General features: G+C 49.0%; 26 protein-coding genes. 8 read left to right on the top strand and 18 right to left on the bottom strand.

All coding sequences use genetic code 11. The features are described from left to right. Positions 1-345 precede the first annotated feature (345 nt). The 4 genes from B5D63_RS06425 to B5D63_RS06410 form a co-directional block, all read right to left on the bottom strand. A complete protein-coding gene (locus B5D63_RS06425; RefSeq protein ID WP_078667895.1) occupies positions 346-1269 on the bottom strand; it encodes a DUF2167 domain-containing protein in 924 nt (307 codons plus the stop codon). Positions 1270-1451: 182 nt separating this feature from the next. Continuing rightward, a complete protein-coding gene (locus tag B5D63_RS06420) occupies positions 1452-1880 on the bottom strand; it encodes a hemerythrin domain-containing protein (protein ID WP_143312785.1) in 429 nt (142 codons plus the stop codon). Positions 1881-1888: 8 nt separating this feature from the next. Continuing rightward, a complete protein-coding gene (locus B5D63_RS06415; RefSeq protein ID WP_078667893.1) occupies positions 1889-3187 on the bottom strand; it encodes a prolipoprotein diacylglyceryl transferase in 1299 nt (432 codons plus the stop codon). A gap of 125 nt (positions 3188-3312) precedes the next feature. Next, positions 3313-3726: a BrxA/BrxB family bacilliredoxin gene (locus B5D63_RS06410; protein WP_078667892.1), complete on the bottom strand. Its 414-nt coding sequence runs from the start codon at positions 3724-3726 to the stop codon at positions 3313-3315. A gap of 241 nt (positions 3727-3967) precedes the next feature. Here B5D63_RS06410 and B5D63_RS06405 point away from each other — a divergent pair, with 241 nt between their 5' ends. Together B5D63_RS06405 and B5D63_RS06400 are read left to right on the top strand one after the other, a co-directional pair. Continuing rightward, positions 3968-4408 carry an Hsp20/alpha crystallin family protein gene (locus B5D63_RS06405; RefSeq protein ID WP_143312784.1) on the top strand — a complete coding sequence of 147 codons (441 nt, stop codon included), beginning with the start codon at positions 3968-3970 and terminating at the stop codon, positions 4406-4408. Positions 4409-4568: 160 nt separating this feature from the next. Beyond that, positions 4569-5402, top strand: coding sequence for a hypothetical protein (locus B5D63_RS06400; RefSeq protein ID WP_078667890.1), 834 nt, complete (start codon positions 4569-4571; stop codon positions 5400-5402). A gap of 393 nt (positions 5403-5795) precedes the next feature. Here B5D63_RS06400 and B5D63_RS06395 read toward each other — a convergent pair whose 3' ends face one another. Together B5D63_RS06395 and B5D63_RS06390 are read right to left on the bottom strand one after the other, a co-directional pair. Then, positions 5796-7196, bottom strand: coding sequence for a type III PLP-dependent enzyme domain-containing protein (locus B5D63_RS06395; RefSeq protein ID WP_078667889.1), 1401 nt, complete (start codon positions 7194-7196; stop codon positions 5796-5798). Positions 7197-7442: 246 nt separating this feature from the next. Then, entirely contained in the window at positions 7443-8072 is a 630-nt protein-coding gene (locus B5D63_RS06390) for a WbqC family protein (protein WP_078667888.1), read from the bottom strand. Between the two features lie 417 nt (positions 8073-8489). On the opposite strand from B5D63_RS06390, the gene B5D63_RS06385 reads away from it, so the two are divergent. Beyond that, the gene (locus B5D63_RS06385) at positions 8490-8945 is read left to right on the top strand and encodes an LEA/WHy family protein (protein ID WP_078667887.1); all 456 of its coding nucleotides are present in this window, start codon (positions 8490-8492) and stop codon (positions 8943-8945) included. A gap of 158 nt (positions 8946-9103) precedes the next feature. Here the strand turns inward: B5D63_RS06385 and B5D63_RS06380 are convergent, their stop codons facing one another. From B5D63_RS06380 to pyrE, 3 genes are all read right to left on the bottom strand, one after another. Next, the gene (locus B5D63_RS06380) at positions 9104-9523 is read right to left on the bottom strand and encodes a hypothetical protein (RefSeq protein ID WP_078667886.1); all 420 of its coding nucleotides are present in this window, start codon (positions 9521-9523) and stop codon (positions 9104-9106) included. Positions 9524-9760: 237 nt separating this feature from the next. Continuing rightward, complete coding sequence (locus B5D63_RS06375; RefSeq protein ID WP_078667885.1) at positions 9761-10135, bottom strand: heavy-metal-associated domain-containing protein; 375 nt, start codon at positions 10133-10135, stop codon at positions 9761-9763. Between the two features lie 42 nt (positions 10136-10177). After that, a complete protein-coding gene (gene pyrE, locus B5D63_RS06370; protein ID WP_078667884.1) occupies positions 10178-10813 on the bottom strand; it encodes an orotate phosphoribosyltransferase in 636 nt (211 codons plus the stop codon). 128 nt (positions 10814-10941) lie between these two features. Between pyrE and B5D63_RS06365 the strand changes: the two genes are divergently transcribed. After that, entirely contained in the window at positions 10942-11562 is a 621-nt protein-coding gene (locus tag B5D63_RS06365) for an NUDIX hydrolase (RefSeq protein WP_078667883.1), read from the top strand. A gap of 61 nt (positions 11563-11623) precedes the next feature. Here B5D63_RS06365 and B5D63_RS06360 read toward each other — a convergent pair whose 3' ends face one another. From B5D63_RS06360 to B5D63_RS06345, 4 genes are read right to left on the bottom strand one after another with little or no spacing between them, the layout of a single operon-like run. After that, positions 11624-12055: a hotdog fold thioesterase gene (locus B5D63_RS06360; RefSeq protein WP_078667882.1), complete on the bottom strand. Its 432-nt coding sequence runs from the start codon at positions 12053-12055 to the stop codon at positions 11624-11626. A 17-nt stretch (positions 12056-12072) separates the two neighbouring features. Further along, on the bottom strand, positions 12073-12549 hold the full coding sequence (gene coaD / locus B5D63_RS06355; protein ID WP_078667881.1) for a pantetheine-phosphate adenylyltransferase: 477 nt from the start codon (positions 12547-12549) through the stop codon (positions 12073-12075). Positions 12550-12577: 28 nt separating this feature from the next. Then, complete coding sequence (locus B5D63_RS06350; RefSeq protein WP_235021470.1) at positions 12578-13078, bottom strand: RsmD family RNA methyltransferase; 501 nt, start codon at positions 13076-13078, stop codon at positions 12578-12580. Between the two features lie 44 nt (positions 13079-13122). Further along, positions 13123-13992: a DUF3822 family protein gene (locus B5D63_RS06345; RefSeq protein ID WP_159455912.1), complete on the bottom strand. Its 870-nt coding sequence runs from the start codon at positions 13990-13992 to the stop codon at positions 13123-13125. A 100-nt stretch (positions 13993-14092) separates the two neighbouring features. Between B5D63_RS06345 and B5D63_RS06340 the strand changes: the two genes are divergently transcribed. Further along, positions 14093-15424 carry an MATE family efflux transporter gene (locus B5D63_RS06340; protein WP_143312783.1) on the top strand — a complete coding sequence of 444 codons (1332 nt, stop codon included), beginning with the start codon at positions 14093-14095 and terminating at the stop codon, positions 15422-15424. 4 nt (positions 15425-15428) lie between these two features. On the opposite strand, the gene B5D63_RS06335 is transcribed toward B5D63_RS06340, so the two are convergent. From B5D63_RS06335 to B5D63_RS06315, 5 genes are all read right to left on the bottom strand, one after another. Continuing rightward, the gene (locus tag B5D63_RS06335; RefSeq protein WP_078667877.1) at positions 15429-16184 is read right to left on the bottom strand and encodes a tetratricopeptide repeat protein; all 756 of its coding nucleotides are present in this window, start codon (positions 16182-16184) and stop codon (positions 15429-15431) included. 95 nt (positions 16185-16279) lie between these two features. After that, the gene (gene folB, locus B5D63_RS06330) at positions 16280-16630 is read right to left on the bottom strand and encodes a dihydroneopterin aldolase (RefSeq protein WP_078667876.1); all 351 of its coding nucleotides are present in this window, start codon (positions 16628-16630) and stop codon (positions 16280-16282) included. 145 nt (positions 16631-16775) lie between these two features. After that, on the bottom strand, positions 16776-17723 hold the full coding sequence (trxB, locus tag B5D63_RS06325) for a thioredoxin-disulfide reductase (protein WP_078667875.1): 948 nt from the start codon (positions 17721-17723) through the stop codon (positions 16776-16778). 21 nt (positions 17724-17744) lie between these two features. Next, positions 17745-18629, bottom strand: coding sequence for a DUF4249 domain-containing protein (locus tag B5D63_RS06320; RefSeq protein ID WP_159455911.1), 885 nt, complete (start codon positions 18627-18629; stop codon positions 17745-17747). Between the two features lie 165 nt (positions 18630-18794). Continuing rightward, entirely contained in the window at positions 18795-19652 is an 858-nt protein-coding gene (locus B5D63_RS06315; RefSeq protein ID WP_012793808.1) for a sigma-70 family RNA polymerase sigma factor, read from the bottom strand. A gap of 329 nt (positions 19653-19981) precedes the next feature. Between B5D63_RS06315 and B5D63_RS06310 the strand changes: the two genes are divergently transcribed. The 3 genes from B5D63_RS06310 to B5D63_RS06295 all read left to right on the top strand — a co-directional run bounded on the left by B5D63_RS06310 (position 19982) and on the right by B5D63_RS06295 (position 24444). Then, on the top strand, positions 19982-21001 hold the full coding sequence (locus tag B5D63_RS06310; protein WP_078667873.1) for a threonine aldolase family protein: 1020 nt from the start codon (positions 19982-19984) through the stop codon (positions 20999-21001). A gap of 234 nt (positions 21002-21235) precedes the next feature. Further along, positions 21236-23881: a valine--tRNA ligase gene (locus tag B5D63_RS06300; protein ID WP_078667871.1), complete on the top strand. Its 2646-nt coding sequence runs from the start codon at positions 21236-21238 to the stop codon at positions 23879-23881. Between the two features lie 59 nt (positions 23882-23940). Beyond that, positions 23941-24444 carry a hypothetical protein gene (locus B5D63_RS06295; RefSeq protein ID WP_078667870.1) on the top strand — a complete coding sequence of 168 codons (504 nt, stop codon included), beginning with the start codon at positions 23941-23943 and terminating at the stop codon, positions 24442-24444. Positions 24445-24449 lie beyond the last annotated feature (5 nt).

Genomic DNA, 24449 nt, shown 5'->3' with positions numbered 1-24449 from the left:
AAAGGAAATGTTTCAGCCCCGAAGCCGTAGAAGTTCCGGAGGTATGAGGGAGGGTACAGACGGTAAAAAAGAAGGGACCAGTGGAATTAGCAAGATTAGCGGACGCAACAGGACGGCGTGAAAAGCGTGACTACCTGCTGGAAATGCGAGCTCTTCCGGAAAAGAGAAATGGGCTGAATAAGTTCGGACAAGCCTTCTACAAGGGGACCATAGGCACATGCTTCGACGATCGAAAAGGGCCGAATGCGTTCGGACAAGCCCTCGAAGGATAAGAATTAAGAGAAAAGGGGGTAAATCCTGGCGGGCATCTTCCCAAGGGAAGAAAGCAAATCCAGACAGGCATCCTTAGTTCAGTCGCTCATCCACATGAAAAAACTGCTTAGGCAGCTCCCGGCGGCGATGGATATACTGCATGACATATATAAACGAGACCATGACCAGGCATACAGCTATGAACAACCAGGTATTCAGCAGCCATTCAAAAAAATGACCGGCATCGAGGATCTCTCCCATCCGCAGCACTCTCTCCGTCCATGTGGCGATCTGGTCAGTATGCGGATTAAAGTCCAGGTAACGTTGCCCTACCGGCAGGTGGATATTTGCCACCATAGCAGGCATCAGTGCCTGCAAGGCAGTAAGTTGGCTGGTATTGGCCACGGCTGTGAGCGAAAGGGCGCCGGTACGGGTGAGTATCCGCATTTCGTAATTAAGGATGGACGCGTTTTTTCCCAGTTGCAGGATACGGACCAGGTGCTGGGTGTTGTCGGTTTCGTTGTAAGCCGGCGGCATTGCCCAGTACATATCCGTCACGGTGCTCAGCCCTTTCCTGTTGCGCCAGTTATTTTCCTGCAGGAGGTGCTGTTGCATCTTCTGCATCAAGGTGGTATAGTTAAGCTGCCGGGCTTCCTGTTGACTGAGATACCCTGTTTCGTCCGTGGAAATTTCAATACCGAAGAGGATATTCTCCGGCTGACTGCCGGGCTTTGGCAATAACAACCCCAGGAATCCGGGGTTCTGCGGGTTGCCCCAGAGACGTTCCACCAGTGTGCGTCCCTGTACTGCGTCCAGGAAGCGGTATCCTTCCGGCACAGACAGCACCATACCGTTGTTCAGGACTACATTCCCCTGCTGGTAAGTGAACGAAGCAGAGAGTTTGTCCTCCGGATCGAGCATGTCGTAGCGGTTCAGACTATCTTCCCCGACGCCGGCAAAAGCCCGGGAAACGACTGCTAAACAAATGAATAAATAGTATGCAAAAACCTTCCACATAAAACCGTTTGATGGTTTAACAGCTCAACAAAAAATGGACATGCAAGGTCTTAATAAGACAGGGATAAAATTACTACAGTTGGCTGCCATCAAGGCGCACAGATAAAAGGGATCGGTCCTCGCAAAGGCTGCGCCTGTTTACGGAAACCTCTCATTGTTCTTATAACAAGATATAGCATTTTTTATTTTTCCCAGCGGATATTTTCGAGAATACCGGGCAATATTTCCTGGACCAGCTGAAAAAACACCCGTTCCTCTTTCCGGATATGGGTCTCCAGGCTGTTGGCTATTTTGTCCATGTCATCTTCCAGCCGGGTGCTTTCGGTAATGGCGCTGTACATGCCGGAGATGACCCGGTGTTCTTCCTGCAGCTCAGCAATCAGTGCATCCACCCGGGAATCATGACCGGCACATTTCTCAAAGAGATATTCTTCCTTTTGGATGTGCGGCACCATTAATTCCTGAAACACTTTCACCATGTATTCAAACCGGGCCTGTGTTTCCAGAGGAAAACCTTCATAGGGCGCCGCGTCCTTTTTCAGGTAGCGGCATACGAATAACAGGCGTTTATGCTCATGCGACAAGGGTATCAGTGCTGAATGACGTTGCATACTCAATATCAGGCAGCCGTCGCGACAGCTGCATTTTTTTTACGGCAATACCAAATCCAGACTATGCCTCCGACAATCAACAGGAAAGAGATGATCTCCGCCTGCGTGGGATGAAAACCAAAAATATTGTATTTCGTGTTGACACGGATCTTTTCAACAAAGAAACGTTCCAGGCCGTTCAGTACCAGGTAGATACCAAAGATAACACCGGGTACGGTTATTTTTTTGCGGATCGCCCACAGTACACCGGTCAGTAGCAGGCAGGCCAGGATCTCATATAACGGTGTAGGGTATACGCCAACGGGTAACACACGGCAGTAAGGTCCGTCGCAACCCGGCAGGGGCACCCCTTCATTTACTACGTTGTGCGCATAACCGGAAGCAAAAAACCAGTCAGGCAGAAAGCTCAGGGCAGCCGGCTTTGCAAATGCCGCATGGGGAATGTGGGCGGTATCGCTGTATTGCTGCCGGAAGAAGGCAATGTTCCGTTGTACGGCGCTGCTGAATTCAGCCGGCGCCACTTGTACTACATGGCCGGTTGTATCGGTGATATAGGCGCTGTTGTAAATGCCCCAGTCACCGTCGCCGGCAAACTGGCAGCCCATTCTGCCGATGGCGTATGCCAGCATCAGCGCAGGCGCAGCGCTGTCTATCAGGTGTTTGATGCCGATCTGTTTTTTACGGGCATACCGCAGAATCACGACGGTAGCTACTATCAGGCCGCCGTAGAACGTCAGGCCGCTAAAAGAAAGTAAAGCCCCGATGGGGTCCTGTACAAAATCGTTCCAGTTCTCAAGATTATGAAACACTTTGGCGCCCAGCAATCCTGCAATGGCCGCCATCACAATAATGTCCGGCACACGCTGGTGAGGCCATATGCTCACGGTTTCTTTTTTGGCTACGGTCCCTTTTTTGCCTTTGGAGCTGTTGTATTTCAGGAAAACCAGCAAACCCGCCACAGCAAGGCCGCCCAGGAAGCTACCTTCTCCGGACAGGATAAAACCCTGAAAGTTCTGCGACACCGTATCCCAGTTGAGGACCAGTCCTAACCCTTTCCAGCCCAGCAGAAACCCGAGAATCCCGCTGGTAAGATATTCACCGGTACCGGCAGGACCGCCTGTCATCACCGTTTCAGCAACAGGCTTCAGCCAGCCCAGTTGCTCACGGCGCTTCAATTCTTTCGTTAGCACCCAGGCCCCTGCCAGAAAAGCAACGGCCACAAAAAAGCCAAATGTCTGAAGGATTTTGAAAGCAGGGATTTCTATACCAAACAGGTCTCTAAAAGCGTAATATAAATTAGGATACATAGCCTAAAAAAATTGGTGATCTGAGTTTTCCTATGAACAAAGCCGAATTAGTCAATAAGGAAAATCAAACCACCAAAGTACGATGTAATTTCGAAATTCTGAATTGGAATTCCGGAATTAAAGTATTAGCAATATTGTTCAAACGCATCAGCGAGGTTGGCAGCAATCATCTGTGCTGAACGGCCCTCGATCATGTGACGCTCGATGAAATGCACCAGTTGTCCGTCTTTAAACAGCGCAATAGAAGGAGAAGACGGAGGATAAGGCATCAGGTGCGTACGGATCTGCTGTACCGCTTCCAGGTCAAAACCCGCAAAAGCCGTGGTCAGCCTGTCCGGTTTCTTTTCGCTGTGCGCAACAGCCATCAGTACACCAGGACGTGCAGTAGCAGCGGAGCAGCCACATACAGAATTTATTACTACCAGCGTGGTACCTTCTTTCTTCAGCGTGTCGTCTACACTGCCGGAGGTCAGCAGCTCCTCAAATCCATTATCAGTCAACTCAGCCTTTCTAGGCATAACTAGTTCCGCAGGATACATATAATTATTGTTTTTTGTGTTAAGATTTTCGACAAAGTTAAAGATATAGGATCAAAAAGTAAAAAAACCATCCCCATAAAAGACTTTTTGACACAATACAAACAATCAAAACGACACATTGTCAGTATCTGTAACCATTTTACTAACAAAATAGCAGTTTTGTTGGCATGGTATCCCATTTGATCTGTAACCAGTGTTGAACAACAAAATTTATTTCACACTAAAAAAATTTATAAAAGCCATGACACACGTAAAATTCAACCACAGCCCTCTTCCCAGATTAGTTGAAGACATCTTTAACAGCGGATGGAACAAATATGTAAAAGACGACTTCCTGACCAGCGACTTTTTCACGACCCATCCCCCGGTGAACATCGTAGAAACGAAAGACGCATTTCTGCTGGATGTAGTAGCACCTGGTTTTGTGAAAGAAGACTTTAAGATCAGTGCAGATGATAAGGCCATTACCATCAGCGCAGAAAGAAAAGCAGAAGCTAAAACCGAAGGCGACAAACAAGTGCGCCGCGAGTTTAACTTCAAATCCTTCAAACGTTCCTTCAGCATCACTGAAACAGTGGATGTAAACAGGATTCAGGCGAAGTATGAAAACGGCATCCTGAAAGTAACCCTTTCCAAAAAGGAAAACAAACAGGACGCTCCCAAAGAGATAGTAGTGGAATAAGGGATACAGGACAGCTTTCTCCCGGAAGTTGCCTGAAACATGGGGGTTAATAAAGGAGGTACCATCTGGTATCTCCTTTTTCATATGTGTATAATTCACACAAACGTTGAATCAACTGGTGCGGATTAATACGATAATTTGCTTCCTTAAGCAAGCGCTAATGGCAAAGCATTTCAGGAATGCCTGGTTATTTACCAAGAGCATTTACCTCAGCTCGGAGAAAGCAGTGATCGGCAATGTATTGCAGCATACCGAAGATACTTATGAACAGGCGAAGCTCCGGCTCATCTTTGACTATCTCTTTTTTTACATACTACTACTGTTCCCCGTGATGTTGCTGGCCATGATCAGCCAGAACGAGGTCAACATGATACTGATCCCCTGCATGGTAACGGCATTGTCCGTTTGCCTTTACCTGCTGAGGCGCGGGATAGCAGCGCGGGTGGTGGGACTGGTCACTTCCTGTTGTACTTTACTGATACCCATTTTTTCGTCTTTCCTCAACAACCAGGACCTTTCCCCCCGATACGCCATCGTATGGTCGATGAGTATCCTGCTGGCTTATATTACGGTCAACATACGGACCTCGCTCGTGTTGTGCAGCATTCTCTGCGTCTATCTCTGTACAGTGGCCTACATTAAAATCAACGGTATTACCATATATGTAAGCCCCGGTTATTCCGACGCCTTCCAGCTGATGTCCAACCCCATCACGGTGATCCTGTATATGCTCTTCCTGATCCGCGCACTGGGCCAGTATTACCGCAACATCATCTCCATGGAGCAGCAGCGCACTATGGAAAAACAAAAGCAGCACCTGTCACTCATCAATCAAAACCTCACCAAACAGTTCCTGCTGGTGAAAGGGTTCTCCCGTTCCGGTAAAGCGGCTTTTATAAAAGGCGAGCTGGAACTGCTGGAAGCCTGTTTCACTGAAATAGAAAAACAATGCGGCTCCGCTATCAGCTATCTCAATGAAGCCCAGGAAGATTGATACTACACGTCTGTGTGAGATATAACATTTTTTTACTCCCTGTACCCGTCACTTCTCCCTAAAAAACCCTAACAGCTAATCTCTTGAAAGACCGCGTAAATGTTAATGATTTGTAAATGATATAATACTATATTAACATAAAATCGATTCAAACATCGCAACAACAGATTATAAAAAATTACAACTTTTAGGGCTTATCCAGCGTGAACGGCTACACTATATTTGTGATATCAAATTATTTCCTATTGTCCTTATGCTATTGGACATCATCTAACCTATGCCATGGATGGGGCTTTCAGCAATGAAAGTCCTTTTTTTTGCCCTGAACTTTCACACATAAAAGAAGCCCCCCGAAAAATCGGGGGGCTTTCAGTAGGATTACTAACCCATTTTTTAATAACCCAAAATCTTCAACATGCTCTGAGAAGTTTGTTCTTTCGCATACAACCAGTCCTTCAGCTGTCCATTCTTATCGTATCCCACAATCACATGCTTGGGGGATGGAATAAGGCAGTGTTTGATACCACCGTATCCGCTCAGTTGGTCCTGGTAGGCGCCGGTATGGAAGAAACCGATATACAGCGGCTCTCCGCTCGGCTGTTGTTTCGGTAAAAATACCGCATTAATATGTTCCTCAGAAGTATAAAAGTCATATCCGTCGCAGGTAAGACCACCCAGGTGCACTTCCTGGTATTCCTGGTCCCACTTATTGATCGGCAGCATCAGAAATTTCTCCCCGATACCCCATGTATCCGGCAGGGTGGTAATGAAAGAACTGTCGATCATATACCAGGACTCCCTGTCGTTCTGCATTTTTTCGCCTACCACGCTGTAGATAACAGCGCCGCTCTCTCCCACGGTAAAGGAACCGAATTCTGTATAGATGTCCGGAACCGGCACTTTATTCTTTTTACAGGTGCTTTTGATGTTGGCTACAATCTCGTTAACGATGTAATTATAGTCATAGTCGAAGCCCAGAGAGTGTTTGATCGGGAAGCCACCACCGATATTGATGCTGTCCAGTTCAGGGCAGATCTTCTTCAGCTGGCAGTACAGGTTGATCACCCGGTTGAACTGAGACCAATAGAAGATATCATCTTTAATCCCTTTGTTCATGAAGAAGTGCAGCATTTTCAGCTCAAACTTCTCATTTCCCTTGATTTTATCCACGTAATACTCGAGGATATCGCGGGGAGGCACGCCCAGACGGGAGGTATAGAAGTCGAAGCTGGGCTCTTCTTCCGCAGCAACGCGGATACCCAATTTCACTTTATCTTTTATCCGGATATTCCGTTTGTAGTCTTCCAGCTCCTCTTTATTGTCCAGCACCGGGATCACATTTTTGAAGCCGCTGTTGATCAGCCTGGCGATGGCCCTGGTGTAGGCTTTTGTTTTGAAACCGTTGCAGAGAACAAACGTCTCTTTGCTGATCTTCTTTTTTTCGTACAGCTTGTTTACGATATCGATATCATAAGCAAACGAGGTTTCGATGTGCACCCCGTGTTTCAGGGTTTCCTCCATAATGAAGGAGAAGTGCGAACTTTTGGTACAATAGCAATAATAATACTTTCCGTCGTACCTGTTCTTCTTGATGGCATCATGGAACATTTTCTTTGCCTTGTTGATCTGCATTCCGATCTTGGGAAGGTAGGTCAACTTAAAAGGCGTTCCGTACTTGTCAATCAGCGCCTTAATGTCCAAACCGTTAAACTCCAGGTAGTTGTCTTTTACGTCAAAGCCCTCCTGGGGAAATTCAAAAGTCTGTTTAACGAGGTCGGTGTAGGTGTTGTTCATTTAAATCTGCAAATGAATTAGTAATAAAATAAACTACAGGATAAATGCTCCTTTTCCTCGCTGGAAACTCCTGGTTTACACACCTACGTCAGTTCGAAACCCAGCAAAATTGGTTGCAAAGCTAAATATTTTGTTGATTGCTGCAGTAATTTTTTTCCGGGGGCCCGGCCGGGCAACAGGTCAACAGCGATGCAAATATACAAACAATTATAAATCAACCAATTAAATAAATTTATTTAATATTTATTAAGCATTATTGATGACCGACATTGACTGTTTTCCTTCGCAAAAAAGCAGGTCCAGAATGCTCAGATCAGGCAGGAAACCGACGCGTTCCTGGAACACCTGGGTGTATTGCGGCGCCTCTTCCGTTGCAGGGGTATTGGGCAAAATCAGTTCACGCGCATCTGTTACACCGGGCACATCCTTTTGGTAACTTTCGGTGAACCGAACGACCGGATTAATGCCGAGCTTGCTATTCACCCATTCGAAACAGGCCATGTTCCAATCGAGCAGAAAATGGAACGGTTTTTCAAACAGCCCCTGCATATCTTCTTCATAATATTCAAACCAGGGAGAGCGGCGATAAGCAGACACGAGCGTTTTCCAATGCAGCGACTGCCATTTCTCCTCATTGCTGATCCGAACATCCTTCATAACGGTCCGCTGATTTTTCCCCCGGGTGAGCGGCACACTTAAAATCATACGGCCATTCGGGCCAGCGAGGTAACAACGGTTCCGATAACTGAGCTTTTGATAGTGCTCATATTTCTCAATCTGTAATATATTGTGGTTAATTAAAGTTTTGTAGAAGCTAATCGGCGGAAAATACTGTGATTCAATTAATAGTACTTCACTTTTTGCATTCTCTGTCATAATGTCAAAATTTTTGCCCGCCAGTGCGGAAATGAATAGTTACAGCTGCTGATCTACTTAGAGTTATCTACTTAATAATTAATTTCAAGTAACTGGATAACAATTCATAGAAAAGTTATTCATATGCTAACGAAATTAGTATTTCATCGATTAAAGTAAAATGGCAGACAAATGCAAAAATACTAAAGAAATTAGTTGCTTGCGCGATGATTTTAAGCAAGCTCAGAGAGGGTTTTAAAGATAAAAAAGAATTGTAAAGAAAAAAAATTTAAATATTTATTTTTTAGATTATACAAATAACTCCCCTACCCGGCTCCACCATAACTTCCCCGTTAAATGTTTCCCAATTCGTTTCTGTATTTTTGATAAATAAAACCTTTACAGTAGGTTTGAAGATTAAAAGTTCACCGTTATACAATGAAAACAATCCGTCTGATTTTGATCATTATCGCCACCTGGGGGCTAACGAGCTCATGCGAGAAAATGAAGGATTTGGAGTTTGTAAGAGTCGCTAATCTGCAAATGGATGAGATGGGTATGTCCAAAAGTATTGTACGGCTGACCCTGGCATACTACAACCCAAACAATTATCAGTTGAAACTGAAAGACGCCAACTTTAATGTTTATTTTGACGATACCGAAGTCGGCCGTTCCCTGCAGGACACCATGATCAACATCCCCGCAAAGGACACTTTTTATTTCCCGGTGAAACTGGAAGTCAACATGGCCAATGTGCTGAAAAATGCCTTTACGGCTTTCTCCAGTAAAGAAGTCACCATTAAAGCCACCGGTAACTGTAAAGTGGGCAAAGGTGGTATTTTCATCCCCTTCCCCATTAAATGCGAAACCAGGCAGGCGCTGAATTTTTTCTAATGAACGACAACGCTCAAAGGTACCTTCACGGAAAGCGCGCATTCCGGCATTCACCCCATACAAATTTTGTCACCTGGAACGGACAATTCTTCAAAACTCCAGCAATTTCGGTAAAATAACATCATTGCCGGGAGGCGTCAGTCCCGGGATTGCTGGAATTACCAGGAACCGGACATCAAATGGATAATTTTCAATAGGTGTTGTGCGTCCTCAAGGCTCCGCACCGGCGACAACCCCGCCACTGCCCGGACAGCATTCATGTCCGGCAGCAGTTCCCCGCTGAGCTGTCCGTTCCTGGCAGCCGCCGTGTAAGCCATGGCTGTTTTCAACGCTGCCGCCTTGATGCGCAACGTATGCGGGCTGTACCGCCCCGGATGCAGATGGACATACCGTTCCGGATCGTCCGACAACCGCAGCACCCAGCGGGAGGTATCGGCCAGCGTTACCTCCATATACCCATGCCGCTCCTTTATGGCAGTAGCGAAGGTCTTCGGCAGGTGCAGGCCCCGTGCTGTCAGCTGCGTGATAATTTCCTCAAAAATAGTTTCGGGTGACAGGCTGCCCGTGTACATGTCCATCTGGGAAGTCCCGATTTTCTGAAGGGTGGCCGGCAGATCAGCGGGCAATACAGCTGCCAGCAGCTGCTGTAATGCGCCTAAATGATGCTTGAACGGGTTAAAGAGAATGCAGGAAATAGCGAAAAAGTTGAAAAATTGAGCAATTCGGGCAATTTGGGGGAAGTAACGGGGGGAATTACAGGCTAATAAAACACCCGGGAAGGGGTACTTTCCCGGGTGCTGTTATGATATAAAGACTTAGTGCTTTTTCTTTTCCATGCCGCCGCCATCTTCCGGCTTTTTGCAGCATTTGGGCAGTTTAGCATAACTTTCCGGGTTGGCAGTTACGTTATCAGCGTCATAACCGGCATTGGCAATACCTGTTTTAACGTTTTCGATATTCGTACGGTCATCCCAGTATTTGACAGTCGTCACATGTTTTTTATAATCCACTTTTACAGACTCCACGCCTTCTTCCTGGGACATGTATCTTTCAATACGGTTTTTGCAGGACTCACACTGCACAGTTGGCGTACTGATCTTAGCAGTCAGCAGGGCTTTTTTCTTCTGCTGGGCCATGGCCACGCTTACGCTCGCCAGCAGGAACAGCATTACTAATTTTACGATACGCATAGTATAGATTTTGACAACCGAATATACAAAAAAAGTAATATCCTATTTACCCCATTGGTCCGGCGCTGTTCTCCAGGCCTGCAGGGTGCTGATCTCATCCCCGGAAACAATGCCTTTCTCTTCTGCCAGGGCAATCATCGCGTTGTAATTGCTCAGCGATTTAAACGGTACACCGGCAGCTTCGAAAGCTTTTACCGCCACATCAAAACCATAGTTGAAGATAGACACCATGCCGATCACTTCGCCGCCGGCAGCACGGATCGCCTGTACCGCCTCAAGGCTGCTTTTGCCGGTGGAGATCAGGTCTTCCACCACTACTACCTGCTGGCCGGGCTGTAATACGCCTTCGATCTGGTTGCCCATGCCGTGTTCTTTCGGCTTGGAACGAACGTAAATAAATGGCAGTTTCAGCTGATCAGCCACCAGTGCGCCGTGAGGAATACCGGCAGTAGCCACGCCGGCAATCACTGCAGCATCCGGGTATGTTTCAAATACGGTATTGCACAACTCGGATTTGATATAGTCCCGCACATACGGAAAGGACAACAGCTTCCGGTTATCGCAATAGATGGGGGATTTCCAGCCGGAGGCCCATGTAAAAGGCTGGGCAGGGCTCAACTTTACGGCCTGCACCTGCAGCAGTTTTTCTGCTACTTGTTTTTCGCTTACTGTACTCATACGGCGCCAAAGTTAAAACATTTGGTTATTTAGATACATTGATATTTTGATACATCGATATTTGAACGTGCCTTCCTTAAATCCAAAATATATAAATGTCCAAATAACCAAATGTCTAAATTTGTACCATGCAAGCAAACATGACGATCTACCTGAATGAGCGCCCCCTCATTATCAGCGAAAGTGAACAAAACATACCGGCAGGCAGCAACGGGGCCAAGGTTTACCTGAACCCTGATACGGAGAAGATAACCAAAGTGTTGCAGAAGATGGAAGAAGGCAAAAAGGAAGCAGCTGTGTTTATCACTGAAGATGTGAAACAGCTGTTTAAAAAGGTGTCTCTTCATTTTACGGTGCTGGTGGCGGCCGGCGGCCTGATCACCAATCCCGCAGGCGAAGTGCTGATGATGTTCCGCCGGGGAAAATGGGACCTCCCCAAAGGCAAGCAGGACCCCGGTGAAGACCTTGAAACCTGTGCAGTCCGCGAAGTCGCGGAGGAAACCGGGTTGCATACCATCGCCCTGACCCATAAAATCACGGAAACGTTTCATTACTATCCCATGAAGACAAAGAAGGTACTGAAACATACCCACTGGTACCGGATGCAGTTCACCGGTACGGAGCTGACCGTGCCACAGATTGAAGAAGATATCCAGGATATAGAATGGGTGAAACCGGAAAACGTGGAGAAGTACCTCAAATACTCCTACGAAAATATCCGGGAGGTATTCAAAGTGGAAGGATTATAATCACCTATTTACTTTATAGACATCGATGGCTTATCTGCAGGTAAGCCATCGATGTCCGTGATTATCTTTTAGCCAGAATAGCCATGGTCAGCCGGCTCACACAGATGAGCTTATGCTGGTCGTCCGTTATGCGGATATCCCACACATGGCTGGTAGCGCCTATGTGCAGCGGGCTGGCAATAGCGTGCACATAGCCCTCTTTCACAGCGCGCAGGTGATTGGCGCTGATTTCCATGCCCACGCACATTTGTTTTTCCGGGTCGATGATCAACGCGGAAGCCATGCTGCCCACGGTTTCCGCCAGCGCCACAGAGGCTCCGCCATGCAGCAGTCCGTAAGGCTGTTTGGTACGGTGGTCTACCGGCATCATCATTCTCAGGTAATTCGGGCCTATTTCGGTAAACTCCATTCCCAGGTACGCTCCCATGGTATTCTCCCCCAGCTCATTGAGCGTGTCCAATGATACGTCCAGGGAATGCCAGATCGTTTTCATAAAAAGTACTTTATCAGTTATAGCTTGTGTTTTTTGAGTCCTTCCAGCACCACTTTGTGCAGGAACGGTTCCACATCGCCGCCGTGGCGGTAGATATCCCGCACCAGCGTAGAGGCCACACTGGAATATTGCGGCGTAGTGGTCAGGAAAATCGTTTCTATCTCAGGAGCGATGGTCCGGTTCACGTCAGCGATGGCTTTTTCATACTCGAAGTCACTCACATACCGGATACCGCGCAGGATAAAATTAGCCCCGATTTCCTTGCAGAAGTTGATGGTAAGCCCCTGGTAGACGGCCACTTCCACCCTCGGGTCCTCTTTATAGATCTCCCTGATCCAGGCAATACGCTCTTCCAGTGCAAACATCGGTGTTTTGCTGCTGTTGGTGCCGATGCCTACCACCAGGCGGTCAAACAGGTCCAGCCCCCGGTTGATGATATCGGTATGGCCCAGCGTAATGGGATCGAAAGTGCCCGGAAATAAACAAGTCCTCATGGAAAGTTGAAGTATTTATGATAACGGATCAGCGTTTCAGCTCTTCCCGGTTAATAAAGATCGAGAAGGTAGTACCGCCGTAGCTCCTTTCGGAGCGGTAATAGCTATAGTCCCGGAAGTCGTTTTGCCGGGTATGTTCAATGACCAGCCAGCCTTCGGGGTTGAGCAGTTGCTGCTCAAAAACGATCCCCGGCAGTTTGTACATGGCGTCCATGGCATAAGGCGGGTCGGCAAAAATGAAATCGAATTTTTCCGTGCATTGCTGCAGGTACTTAAAAACATCCATCCGTACTACTTTCAGGGAAGGGATGTCCAGCAACTGCGCTGTTTTCGTAATAAATTCAGCCATCGACGGGTCTTTCTCCACGATGGTCATATCGGTGGCGCCTCTGGAGGCCAGTTCATAGCTGATGCTGCCGGTACCGCCAAAAATATCGAGTGTCTTTAAAGAAGGAATATCCAGGTTGTTCTCAATGATATTAAACAGTCCGCCTTTGGCAATATCTGTCGTTGGCCTTGTATTAGGCATTTTTGCAGGCGGTTGTATCTTTCTGCCCCCACGTTCTCCTCCGATTATACGCATAATGCTAACGCATACAGGTTATGAAAATAATAGCCCGGAATTTCCTGCATGGGCGTAACATAGCTGAATCCCGGTAATCGTTGTACCCATTCCAGGCTGGGTATGAATTTATACATCTCCTGGTACACCACGCTGTCAGTAGCCACTACTCCTCCCAGCTTCACTTTCACCTCCCGTTCGTTCAGTCCCAGCTGCCGCAGGGTATTGACCAGCTGGTACACTACGTCCAGGCCTGCCTGGTATTCACCGTCCTGCTGGATCAGAAGTTTGCCGTTTATGTAGATGGTGAGGGTGAAGGTATGGCGCTGTACATGTACAAAAGCGATCCCTTCAGGCGCCCGGTAGTCCAGGTCCAGTGGGTAAGCCTGCAGCAGCGCGGAATTGGCATGTACCACGAGGTCGGTGGAAAATTCCTTACGCAGGAATCCCAGCAGGTCTTTGTCCACGCTGAAGATGTTGACCATCGGTTGTCCCGGCATCAGGTCGGCCAGGATGGCCTCCTGCATTTTTTCGGGTTGTGACAGGCGGAGATATTCTTTTTTCAGGGAAGGCATGTAATATACCTGTGGCACCAGTACGCCCCCGCCAATATCAAAAGCCAGCAGTATGGATTTGAAGGCGGTAAACAACAGTTTGTCTGCGTCGAACACCTCCTCAATCATCTCCAGGTCGGCCACGGCCAGTTTCTGAGGCTGGAAATGATAGGACTTAAGCGCCAGGAATTTTTTCGCTGCGGGATCAAACACCACATAACTGAAAGTACCGCTACCTACCAGCACCAGCAGGTGACAGGCGGTAAGATCGGTCTCCAGTAAGGTTTCATCATCTACTGTAAATGCAGGATGGATGTTGTAAGCCACGGGCATATTTTACCATTCAAATGAATTACAATAATAATCTTTTTAGTGAATTGGTGAGGCTATATCTTTGTTTTTTGATGAATATCAGACCCATTTCACGATGCAACTCGAAGTTAACAACCGGCAGATCATTAAAATTGCCGCCCCTATATGTCTGGCACTGATTATCCCCCAGTTTAACCATATGACCAACACCGCTTTCCTGGGCCGGCTGGGTGAGCTGGAGCTGGCGGCCAACGGTATTGCCGGTATTTATTACCTGGTGATGTATATGATCGCTTATGGGCTTAACAACGGCCTGCAGGTGCTGATAGCCCGCCGGGCGGGGCAGCAGCAGTACAGCAGTATCGGCCAGCTTTTCGCCAACGGGCTGGAAGTGGGCGCTGTCTTTGCCCTGACGGCCATCCTGCTAACCCTGGCGGTAGCGCCTTATTTTTTCTCCAAAACACTGCACAACCAGGAGATCCTTTCGGCAGCGGTTTCGTTCATCCGTATCCGTATCTGGGGGCTGCCTTTCCTGATGATGCTGAGCATGGCCAATGCCTTCTACATCGGCAGCGGCAACTCCAGGGTGCTGGCCGTCACTTCGCTGTGCCAGGAAACGGTCAATATCCTTTTCGACTATACACTGATTTTCGGGAAGCTGGGGTTGCCGGCCCTTGGGCTGAATGGTGCGGCGATTGCTTCCATCATCGCGGAGATCACCGGCTGTTCGGTGGCATTCAGTATCATTTTCCTGAAAAAGTACCATATCCGGTATAGCTTATTTACCTACCTGAAGCCGCGCCGGGAGATCATCCGGAATATTCTCAATGTGTCCGCGCCGCTGATCGTGCAGTTTCTTTTCAGTATCGGCAGCTGGTTTGTCTTCTTTATTTTCATCGAGCACCTGGGAGAGCGACCGCTGGCCATTTCCAATATGCTGCGCAGCATTTTTGGCTTTTTCGGCATTTTCACCTGGGCACTGGCCGCTACCTGCAATACGATGGTCAGCAATATTATCGGGCAGGGCAAGGAGCACCTTGTATTTAAGGTCATTAAAAACATTGTGGCCATCAGTCTTGGTTGCGCCACCGTCATCTGTATATTGGTGAACCTCTTCCCCTATACCTTGCTGCATATTTACACCAACGACGCTACGCTGATTACGGCGGCCATTCCGTCTATCCGGATCATCACGCTCAGCACGTTGCTGATGGCGGTAGCGGCGGTCGTGCTCAGTGGGGTGACCGGCACGGGCAATACGCGGATGAACCTCCTGACCGAGTGTACGGCGGTGGTAGGCTATATGATTTACTGCGATATCGTGATAGAAAGGATGCGCAGCCCGCTGCATCTTGCATGGGGTGCGGATTTCATTTACTGGATACTGATATTCGGGCTTAGCGCCTGGTACCTGAAAAGTGGTAAATGGAAAGGGAAAGTGATCTGAGATATTACTGCAGGTCGTCCAGCATTTTTTTACAGTCAGCCTTGATGCTGGCATCGTCCTGGTAAATGCTGCGGAGTGACAGGGCTTTTTTCAGCACTTCGATGGCTTTGTCCTGCTGGTCATCGGCTTTATAGGCGCGGGCCAGTTCGTAGTAATTGAGCAGAAAGGAGGGGTCCAGCTGCCGGCATTTTTCATAGTTGGCGATGGCGTTTTTCAGGGAGCCGTCCGGCAGGCCGCCGAAGAGCATTTTGGCGGCGCCTCTTTCGAATACGTTGAGGTTGGCCACTTCATAGTTCCATTTGCCCAGCACATGGTAGGCCTGTGCGAGGTTAGGATTGAATTTAATGGCCAGTTCGGCGTATTTCTTAACGTCTTTGGAGGCGGCTACTTTTTCCCTGGCGCCGGAGATAAGGGCCATGCGTCCCATGGCCACGGCCATGGCGAGGTTGGCGTCTGCATTGTTCGGGGCCACTTTCAGGGCGGACTGTGCATATGTTTTAGCCTGATTGAAATAGTTTGTTTTAGCGCTTTTATCTTTCTGGCGGTTACCGATGCGGGAGCACATCTGGCTGGCCTGGGTCAGGGCCTTTATTTCGCCGGGTTGTATTTTCAGTATTTCCTTATCCTTTTCCAGTGCGGCTTCTTCCTTCATTTGTAGTTCCAGCTGCCTGGCCTGTTCCACCATTTCATCCACTGATTGGGCGTTGGCAAATAATACAGCGCAAAGCAGGAATGAAATTGTCAGCATCCGTTTCATCATAGGACTGGTTTTTAGCAGGGTAAGAAATGCTTGATTTACTTGTTGCTATAAATCTACGAAAATTACAAGTAATTAATGCGAAGCGGCGGTATATTTTAGTAATCCTTCGCCAGCGACACCAGTGAGTTGCGGACGCTGGCGCCCATGGGCGGGTTCAGTTTCCGGAGGGTAACGGTGCTGTGCTGAATGGAGGGGTACCGTTCGCGGAGGGCGTCTGTGAGGGCGTACACCACCTCTTCCAGCAAGGGTTTGGGCTGTGCCATGATGGCTTTTGCCACTTCATAGATACCCTGGTAGTTGACCGTATCCGTGAGGTCATCGATGGCAACGGAGCCAGGTATACGAACGGATATATCGAGCAGAAAATCGTTGCCGATCACGGTTTCTTCCGGATAAAGGCCATGATAGGCGCGGAAAGCAGCTTGTTCGAGGGCGATGGTGAGCATTTGGGACAATTACGGATTACGAATTACGAATTACGGATTGGGGTACAATCCGTAATCAGTAATTCGTAATGGTTGTTATTAAGTTCAATTCCGAATTATAAAAGACGAACTACCTTTCAATTCGTAATTCGTAATTCGTAATTTATTATTGGTGTTCTTTAGCCGACAGGTACCTTTCAGCGTCGAGAGCGGCCATACAACCGCTGCCAGCTGCTGTTACAGCCTGACGGTAGATTTTGTCCTGTACGTCGCCGCAGGCGAATACGCCTTCGATGCTGGTACGGCTGCTGCCCGGAACGGTCACGATATAATCCTGTTCGTCCAGCTGCAGGTATTCTTTAAAGATGGCGGAGTTAGGCTGGTGGCCGATGGCTACGAAGAAAGCGCTTACCGGCACGTCTTTTTTCTCGCCGGTTTGGTTGTTGCGCACTCTTACGGCTTCCACTTTTTTGTCGCCCAGTACTTCGTCTGTTTCGGTGTTCCAGTATACGATGATATTGGAGGTTTTCAGCACACGGTCCTGCATTACTTTGGAGGCGCGCATTTCGTGTTTACGCACGAGCATGTGTACGGTGGTGCACATTTTAGAGAGGTAGAGCGCTTCTTCGGCGGCGGTGTCACCGGCGCCCACGATGGCTACTTCTTTACCGCGGAAGAAGAAACCGTCGCATACCGCGCAGGCGGAAACGCCGCTGCCGTTGAGCCGTTGTTCGGACGGGAGTCCCAGCCATTTGGCAGAGGCGCCTGTAGCGATGATAATGGCGTCGGCGGTGATTTCTTTTTCCTCGTCGATGGTTACTTTATATGGTTGTTTGCTGAAGTCCACGGCGGTAGCCATGCCGTAGCGGATATCAGCGCCCATGCGGGTAGCCTGTTTTTCGAAGTCCACCATCATTTCCGGGCCCTGGATACCTTCCGGGTAACCGGGATAGTTTTCCACTTCAGTAGTGATGGTCAGCTGGCCACCGGGTTGAATGCCCTGGTACAATACTGGTTTAAGGTTGGCTCTTGAGGCATATATTGCAGCGGTGTAGCCGGCGGGTCCGGAACCGATGATCAACAGATGCACATGTTCTTGTTGTTTGTTTTCCATACTTTGATTGCTCTATATAAATTATTTCCTGATAATAACTGTTTTATAGGTGACGGCATAACCGCCCCAGTAGCCGACGGCTCCGGGCACATTTCCCAGTATTTTTGTGGGAGATGCAAACGGGTTGCCGGTGCTGTTATAGGCGAAGTCCAGTGCCCGCCAGAAGCTGAAGGTAGCTTTATCGACGTTACAGAACTTAACCGTTACCGTGTCGCCTCTTTTAAAAAAGCCGTATGTCTCCGGATTTTCGCGTTTGCTTTTGTCAACGCCGGCGTCGAGAGGAATTTCAAATGTTGTGCCGTTCACCACCTGGTCATCCATGGTTGAATTCATGCCGGGCAGGAAGGCGCCGCTATTGGTGCGGGTGAAATACCGGGCATAATTGCCGGAGGCCGCAGCATCGGTGATCCTGGCCCATACGCGGGCGTTGGAGGTATCGTTTTCCTTCCTTACCCGCTGCCACCAGATAGTATCCAGGTGGAGCCCCTGCAGGGGTATTGTTGTCACTGCCTCGTATGACTTATTGTCAGCAGTAATCTTCAAGGTATACCGGCCACCGTTTTTTCCTCTGAAAGCGGCGGCGGGTCTGGAAGTATCGGGCACGTAGGCGAAAACGCGGCCCAGCCCGGCTATTTCCACGATTCTTTCTTTGAGTGTCATGGTGCGGACACTATCGGAGACGGTCACCACCGCGTTGTGCACGAAGGAGGCCAGTAAGGTGGCGGGGGCTATTTCAGAGAAGTAGCCGAGGCTGCGGGTGAGCACTACCTGCGGGTATCGGTTGGTTTCAAATTTACCCTCTACCACAAGCGATGGTTCCTGCTGCTGCAGGTTGACGCTGATATCTTTCTCGCAGGCGGAGAAGAAAGCAACGGCAGCCACTATGATCATCAGGAAGTTGCGCATGTTTGCAAAAATAAGGGGTGTTATCAATATAAAAACACCGGCCATGTATTTACAAGGCCGGTGTTTTTATAGATTAAGAGGATTTATATAATGATTTCTTGATTTAGTGATTTAGTGATTTACGCATTTAAAATCGAAAATCTGAAAATCCGAAAATCGAAAATATTATCCCAGGTAGGATTTCAGGGCACCGCTATAGCGTGCTTTCTGGAGCCTTTTGATAGCGCGTTCCTTGATTTGCCTGATTCTTTCTTTGGTCAGATCGTACTTCTGCCCGATTTGTTCGATTGTTGCGCCGTTTTCACCATCCAGACCGAAATAGGCATTCACAATTTCCGCTTCGCGGGGGCTCAGGGATTTTAAAACCCGGCGTATTTCCTCGCGGAGGGAATCTCTCATCACGTCGTCGTCGGTAATGTCTCCACCTTCCAGCAGGTCTCCCATGGCTACGTCTTCAGCTTCATGTACTGGTGCGTCCAGTGACATATGGCGGGTATTGCTCTGGAAAATGTTATTGATTTCCGATTCAGACATTTCCAGGATTTCTGCGAGTTCCTCGGTAGAAGGCTCACGCTCGTTTTCCTGCTCAAATGCCATGTAAGCTTTGTTTGCTTTATTATAGGTGCCAATTTTGTTTTGCGGCAGACGAACAAGACGACCTTGTTCGGCCAACGCCTGCAGGATGGACTGGCGGATCCACCATACTGCATAAGAGATGAATTTGAAACCTTTCGTTTCATCGAAACGCTGCGCAGCTTTGATCAGGCCTAAATTACCTTCATTGATAAGGTCGCTGAGGCTAAGCCCCTGGTGCTGATACTGCTTGGCAACGGAAACCACGAAACGTAAGTTTCCTGTAGTCAATCTTTCAAGAGCCTTCTGATCGCCCATTTTAATGCGCTGCGCCAAAACGGTCTCCTCCTCAGGTGTTAACAAAGGGATCTTCGAGATTTCCTGCAGGTACTTTTCTACCGCCTGCGAATCACGATTGGTGATCTGGGTGGCAATTTTAAGTTGCCTCATATGAAAAATTGTATTGGTTTATAAATAAGAATAACAGCGAAAGAAATATTTTGTTTGAATTTTGAATTTAATTAACTTACAAAATTTCCCGCACCTTATTCGTTTGTTTTTATTTAGCCTGCAAAGATCGTGCTAACCCACCACTCTACCAAATCCTTCTTTTTTATTGTCTTCGCTATAACAAAGTACAGTTTTATAACGATATTTTATAGTGCTTTAGTCCTTGTTGCCACACGCTTTATGCAAATTTTAACAATTGATAAATAATCATTATTAAATTAGCATCTTAACTAATTTATTGTCAAAGTCCTTGCAAATTATTCAATCATATGATAGACTTTCGCAGCGATACTTTTACACGCCCCGGCCCCGGCATGTTACAGGCCATGTTACAAGCTGAAACGGGAGACGACGTTTTTGGCGAAGACCCCAGTATCAACAAACTGGAAGCCATGATGGCAGACTATTTTGGCAAAGAGGCAGCCCTTTACTGCCCTTCCGGCACAATGAGCAACCAGATTGCCATCAAAGTACATACGTTGCCGGGGGATGAAGTGGTTTGCAGCAACCTCGCCCATGTTTACATTTATGAAGGAGGCGGCATCGCCTTCAACGCCGGCGCCCAGGTACATGCCATCACCGGCGACCGTGGCATGATCACCGCTGCCCAGGTGGAAGCGGCCATCAACCCCGACGATGTCCACAAAGCCCGCACCAGCCTGGTATGCCTCGAAAACACCTCCAACCGCGGCGGCGGATGCTGCTACGACTGGGACGAGGTGCTCCGTATCCGCCAGGTCTGCGACCAGCATAAACTGGCCCTCCACCTCGACGGCGCCCGCCTTTTCAACGCCATCGTAGCCACCGGCCAGGACCCCCGCAGCTACGGACGTACCTTTGACAGCATTTCCGTATGCCTCAATAAAGGCATGGGCTGCCCCATAGGCTCCGTGCTCCTCGGCAGCACCGGCTTCATCCGCGAAGCGCGCCGCATACGCAAGAAACTGGGCGGTGGTCTGCGGCAGGCCGGTTATATGGCCGCCACCGGCATCTATGCCATGGAAAATAATATCCAGCGCCTCGAAGAAGACCACCAGCACGCCAAACAAATAGCGGCGGCCCTCCTGGAAAAAAGCTTCACCGGCCATATGCTGCCCGTGGAAACCAATATCCTCATCTTCGAAGTGACCGGCGGCGAATGGACGCCCCGGAAACTAACAGACCACCTCCGCAAAGAAGGCATCCTTACCATGGCCATCTCCCCTACACAGGTCAGAATGGTCGTCCACCTGGACATCACTCCTGAGATGGTGGCGAAAACCTGCCAGGTGATCGCTGAAACCATGTAACCGTACCGTCCATATATAAAGACACTTATCTCCTGCAAAAGGTGCATCTCCGGATGCACTTTTTTTGCACAAAAGCCGCAGGTGCGGCCGTATTGCAGTCCACCGCAGGGAAACGGGCGCATAACGGCGTCCCGTTCTCCTTTCCGGCACTGCGGTCCCGCACTAATATTATGCCCCATAATTTCCTTCTCTGGTCAATCTCCGTTATTTTTGCAGACTTATATTATGAATAGCATGGAACTCTCGAAAAATTACCTGCCTGCAACGGTTGAAGAAAAATGGTACCAACACTGGATGGACAAAGGTTATTTCCGCTCTACGCCGGATAGCCGCCAGCCCTTTACTGTAGTGATCCCCCCGCCTAACGTCACCGGGGTCTTGCATCTTGGCCATACCCTCAATGAAACAGTCCAGGACATACTGGTGCGCCGCGCCCGTATGAGCGGTTTCAACGCCTGCTGGGTACCCGGTTCCGACCACGCCTCCATCGCAACGGAAGCGAAAGTGGTAGACATGCTGAAAAGAGAAAAAGGGATCGAAAAATCCCAGCTCTCCCGCGAAGACTTCCTCAAACACGCTTTTGAGTGGAAGGAAAAATATGGTGGCATCATCTACCAACAGATCAAAAAACTCGGCTGCTCCTGCGACTGGGACAGGGTGACCTTTACCATGGACGACCACTATTATAAAGCGGTGATCAAAGTGTTCGTGGAACTGTACAACAAAGGCCTCATCTATCGCGGCGCCCGCATGATCAACTGGGACCCCAAAGCCAAAACGGCTTTGAGCGACGAGGAAGTGGAATACAAAGATATCCAGGGTTTCCTGTACCATGTGAAATATGCCATTACTGACGCGGAAGGCAAACCTACCGGCGAATTCATCACTATCGCCACCCAACGCCCGGAAACCATCATGGGCGATACCGCCATCTGCGTAAACCCGGAAGATGAAAGATATGCACACCTGAAAGGCCATTTTGCCATCGTTCCGCTGGTAAACCGCCCCGTGCCCATCATCTTCGACACCTACGTGGACAAAGCCTTCGGTACCGGCGCCCTGAAAGTGACGCCCGCACACGATATCAATGACTATAACCTTGGTCTGAAACATCACCTCGACATCATCGACACCCTCAACGATGACGGCACCCTGAGCGCCGCCGCCGTTGTATTTGTTGGAGAAGACCGTTTCGTAGCCCGTAAGAAAACAGTGGCCGCCCTCGCAGAAGCCGGCCAGCTGGTGAAAGAAGAGGCTTATACCACCCGCCTCGGCTACAGTCAACGTAACCCGACGACCGTAGTAGAGCCACGCATCTCCACCCAGTGGTTCGTAAAAATGGCCGATATCGCCAAACCCGCGCTGGACGCTGTCGTAAACGGTGATGTTAAAATACATCCCGGCGACCGCTTCCTCGCTACCTACAAATACTGGATGGAAAATGTAAAGGACTGGTGTATCTCCCGCCAACTGTGGTGGGGACAGCAGATCCCTGCCTGGTACGCGGCAGACGGCACTTTCGAAGTAGCTGCCACCGCGGAAGAAGCCGTAGCCCTGTTCGCACAGAAAGGCATCACGCTGACCGCGGCCGACCTGAAGCAGGATGAAGACTGCCTCGATACCTGGTTCTCCTCCTGGCTCTGGCCCATGGAAGTGTTCAACGGTATCTCCAGCCCCGACAACGCAGACTATCAATACTACTACCCCGGCTCCGTACTGGTAACCGGCCAGGATATCATTTTCTTCTGGGTGGCCCGCATGATCATGGCCGGCCTGGAATTCAACGGGCAAAAGCCTTTCAGCGACGTGTACTTTACCGGCATGGTGAGAGACAAGGAAGGCCGCAAAATGAGCAAGTCCCTCGGCAACTCGCCCGACCTGCTGGAACTCATTCACAGCTACGGCGCCGACGCCGTACGTTTTGGCGTAATGATCAGCTCCCCGGCCGGTAACGACCTGCTGTTCGATACCTCCAGCTGCGATCAGGGCCGTAACTTCAACAATAAAATCTGGAACGCGCTGAAACTGGTGAAAATGTGGGAATCCCGCCAGGCGACTGACAACATGGACGCCTCCAGCCTCTTCCCCATCAGATGGTTCCAGAGCCGCCTGAACGAAGTACAGGCCCAGGTAGCCTCGCTGCATGCCGATTTCCGCCTGAGCGAAGGCCTGAAATCCCTTTACAGCCTTATCTGGGACGATTTCTGCGGCTGGTACCTCGAATGGGTGAAACCCGGTTTTGAACAGCCTATCTCCGCCGCCGTATACATGCAAACGGTATCTTTCTTCGAGCAACTGATGCAACTGCTGCATCCCTACATGCCGTTCATCACTGAAGAGATTTACCAGTTGCTGAAAGTACGCGATGAGGCAGATATACTGATGATGAAACAATTCACTACTCCTGCCGCCCCGGTACACGCCGCCCTGCTGGAAGGCGTTCTGGCGCAGGAAGTCATCACCGGCATCCGCGATGCCCGCGCTAAAAACCAGATCAAACCAAAAGATCCGATCGTACTGCATATCGAAACCAAACACGAGAACGCCTTCAAACAAATTGAAGACACCATCGCCAAACAGGTAAACGCCAAAGCGGTACACTACGTACAGGAAACGGTCCCCGGCTGTATCACCCTCGTGGTGCAGAAAGATAAATTCTACCTGGGCACCGAAACAGTACTGGATACCACGGCACAAAAAGAATCCCTGCTGAAGGACCTCGAGTACCAACAGGGCTTCCTGAAGTCGGTGGAAATCAAACTGGCCAATGAACGATTTGTACAGAACGCCAAACCGGAAGTGGTAGAAGCGGAAAGACGCAAAAAAGCGGACGCCGAAGCCAAAATCCAGGTGATAACGGAAAGTTTGAAATCTTTATAATTTTAATCATCGCCCGGTCGTTAGTATACCGGGCGATTTTTTTATATCCCGTCACTATCATGCTGAAACACCTGTCCGCATTCATTTTCCTGCTGTTGATGATCAACATGGCCACGTTTGCCCAATCCGGCAAAAAACCTGTTCCTGCCACCAAAACCTCATCGGCAAACAAAACCACACCGGCTTCCAACAAACGGCCTGCGAAGCTCCGCAGCAGCTGGGGACTTTTCCTCAGCGATACCCTGCCCAAAAGCCAGGTGGTGAAACTGCTGGACTCCGCACTGGTAGTACGCGATGAAAAAAATCACGTCTACCCCGTGATCTCTTTCGCTTTTACGTACGAACAACATCAGCCTTATCTCAACGATACTACCGGTCAGCCCGGCATCTATAAAGACTATACAGGGGACAACTTTAAAACGTCCCGCCTCCCGGCCCTCTGGAGCACCCGCCTCAAAGAGAGCCTGCAACAGGGAGATGTATTGTACTTTGATGATATCCTGATCGAATACGCACCGGATAAAATTTACCGCGCCCCTTCGTTACGGATAGACGTGAAGTGATTTTG

Source organism: Chitinophaga eiseniae (genome assembly GCF_900167135.1).
GTDB lineage: Bacteria > Bacteroidota > Bacteroidia > Chitinophagales > Chitinophagaceae > Chitinophaga > Chitinophaga eiseniae.
The sequence above is the reverse complement of the archived record's forward strand: the minus strand, read 5'-3'. Positions and strand labels throughout refer to the sequence as shown.

Coding starts and splice junctions, on each gene's coding strand:
- B5D63_RS06385 (WP_078667887.1), top strand. CDS start 8,490: ATGAAAACAATCCGTCTGATTTTGATCATTATCGCCACCTGGGGGCTA.
- B5D63_RS06365 (WP_078667883.1), top strand. CDS start 10,942: ATGCAAGCAAACATGACGATCTACCTGAATGAGCGCCCCCTCATTATC.
- B5D63_RS06350 (WP_235021470.1), bottom strand. CDS start 13,078: ATGCCTAATACAAGGCCAACGACAGATATTGCCAAAGGCGGACTGTTT.
- B5D63_RS06295 (WP_078667870.1), top strand. CDS start 23,941: ATGCTGAAACACCTGTCCGCATTCATTTTCCTGCTGTTGATGATCAAC.
- B5D63_RS06380 (WP_078667886.1), bottom strand. CDS start 9,523: ATGGACATGTACACGGGCAGCCTGTCACCCGAAACTATTTTTGAGGAA.
- B5D63_RS06315 (WP_012793808.1), bottom strand. CDS start 19,652: ATGAGGCAACTTAAAATTGCCACCCAGATCACCAATCGTGATTCGCAG.
- B5D63_RS06415 (WP_078667893.1), bottom strand. CDS start 3,187: ATGTATCCTAATTTATATTACGCTTTTAGAGACCTGTTTGGTATAGAA.
- B5D63_RS06360 (WP_078667882.1), bottom strand. CDS start 12,055: ATGAAAACGATCTGGCATTCCCTGGACGTATCATTGGACACGCTCAAT.
- B5D63_RS06420 (WP_143312785.1), bottom strand. CDS start 1,880: ATGCAACGTCATTCAGCACTGATACCCTTGTCGCATGAGCATAAACGC.
- B5D63_RS06410 (WP_078667892.1), bottom strand. CDS start 3,726: ATGTATCCTGCGGAACTAGTTATGCCTAGAAAGGCTGAGTTGACTGAT.
- B5D63_RS06340 (WP_143312783.1), top strand. CDS start 14,093: ATGCAACTCGAAGTTAACAACCGGCAGATCATTAAAATTGCCGCCCCT.
- B5D63_RS06400 (WP_078667890.1), top strand. CDS start 4,569: ATGGCAAAGCATTTCAGGAATGCCTGGTTATTTACCAAGAGCATTTAC.
- B5D63_RS06300 (WP_078667871.1), top strand. CDS start 21,236: ATGGAACTCTCGAAAAATTACCTGCCTGCAACGGTTGAAGAAAAATGG.
- folB (WP_078667876.1), bottom strand. CDS start 16,630: ATGCTCACCATCGCCCTCGAACAAGCTGCTTTCCGCGCCTATCATGGC.
- trxB (WP_078667875.1), bottom strand. CDS start 17,723: ATGGAAAACAAACAACAAGAACATGTGCATCTGTTGATCATCGGTTCC.
- B5D63_RS06405 (WP_143312784.1), top strand. CDS start 3,968: ATGACACACGTAAAATTCAACCACAGCCCTCTTCCCAGATTAGTTGAA.
- B5D63_RS06395 (WP_078667889.1), bottom strand. CDS start 7,196: ATGAACAACACCTACACCGACCTCGTTAAACAGACTTTTGAATTTCCC.
- B5D63_RS06320 (WP_159455911.1), bottom strand. CDS start 18,629: ATGCGCAACTTCCTGATGATCATAGTGGCTGCCGTTGCTTTCTTCTCC.
- B5D63_RS06335 (WP_078667877.1), bottom strand. CDS start 16,184: ATGATGAAACGGATGCTGACAATTTCATTCCTGCTTTGCGCTGTATTA.
- pyrE (WP_078667884.1), bottom strand. CDS start 10,813: ATGAGTACAGTAAGCGAAAAACAAGTAGCAGAAAAACTGCTGCAGGTG.
- B5D63_RS06375 (WP_078667885.1), bottom strand. CDS start 10,135: ATGCGTATCGTAAAATTAGTAATGCTGTTCCTGCTGGCGAGCGTAAGC.
- B5D63_RS06425 (WP_078667895.1), bottom strand. CDS start 1,269: ATGTGGAAGGTTTTTGCATACTATTTATTCATTTGTTTAGCAGTCGTT.
- B5D63_RS06310 (WP_078667873.1), top strand. CDS start 19,982: ATGATAGACTTTCGCAGCGATACTTTTACACGCCCCGGCCCCGGCATG.
- B5D63_RS06390 (WP_078667888.1), bottom strand. CDS start 8,072: ATGACAGAGAATGCAAAAAGTGAAGTACTATTAATTGAATCACAGTAT.
- coaD (WP_078667881.1), bottom strand. CDS start 12,549: ATGAGGACTTGTTTATTTCCGGGCACTTTCGATCCCATTACGCTGGGC.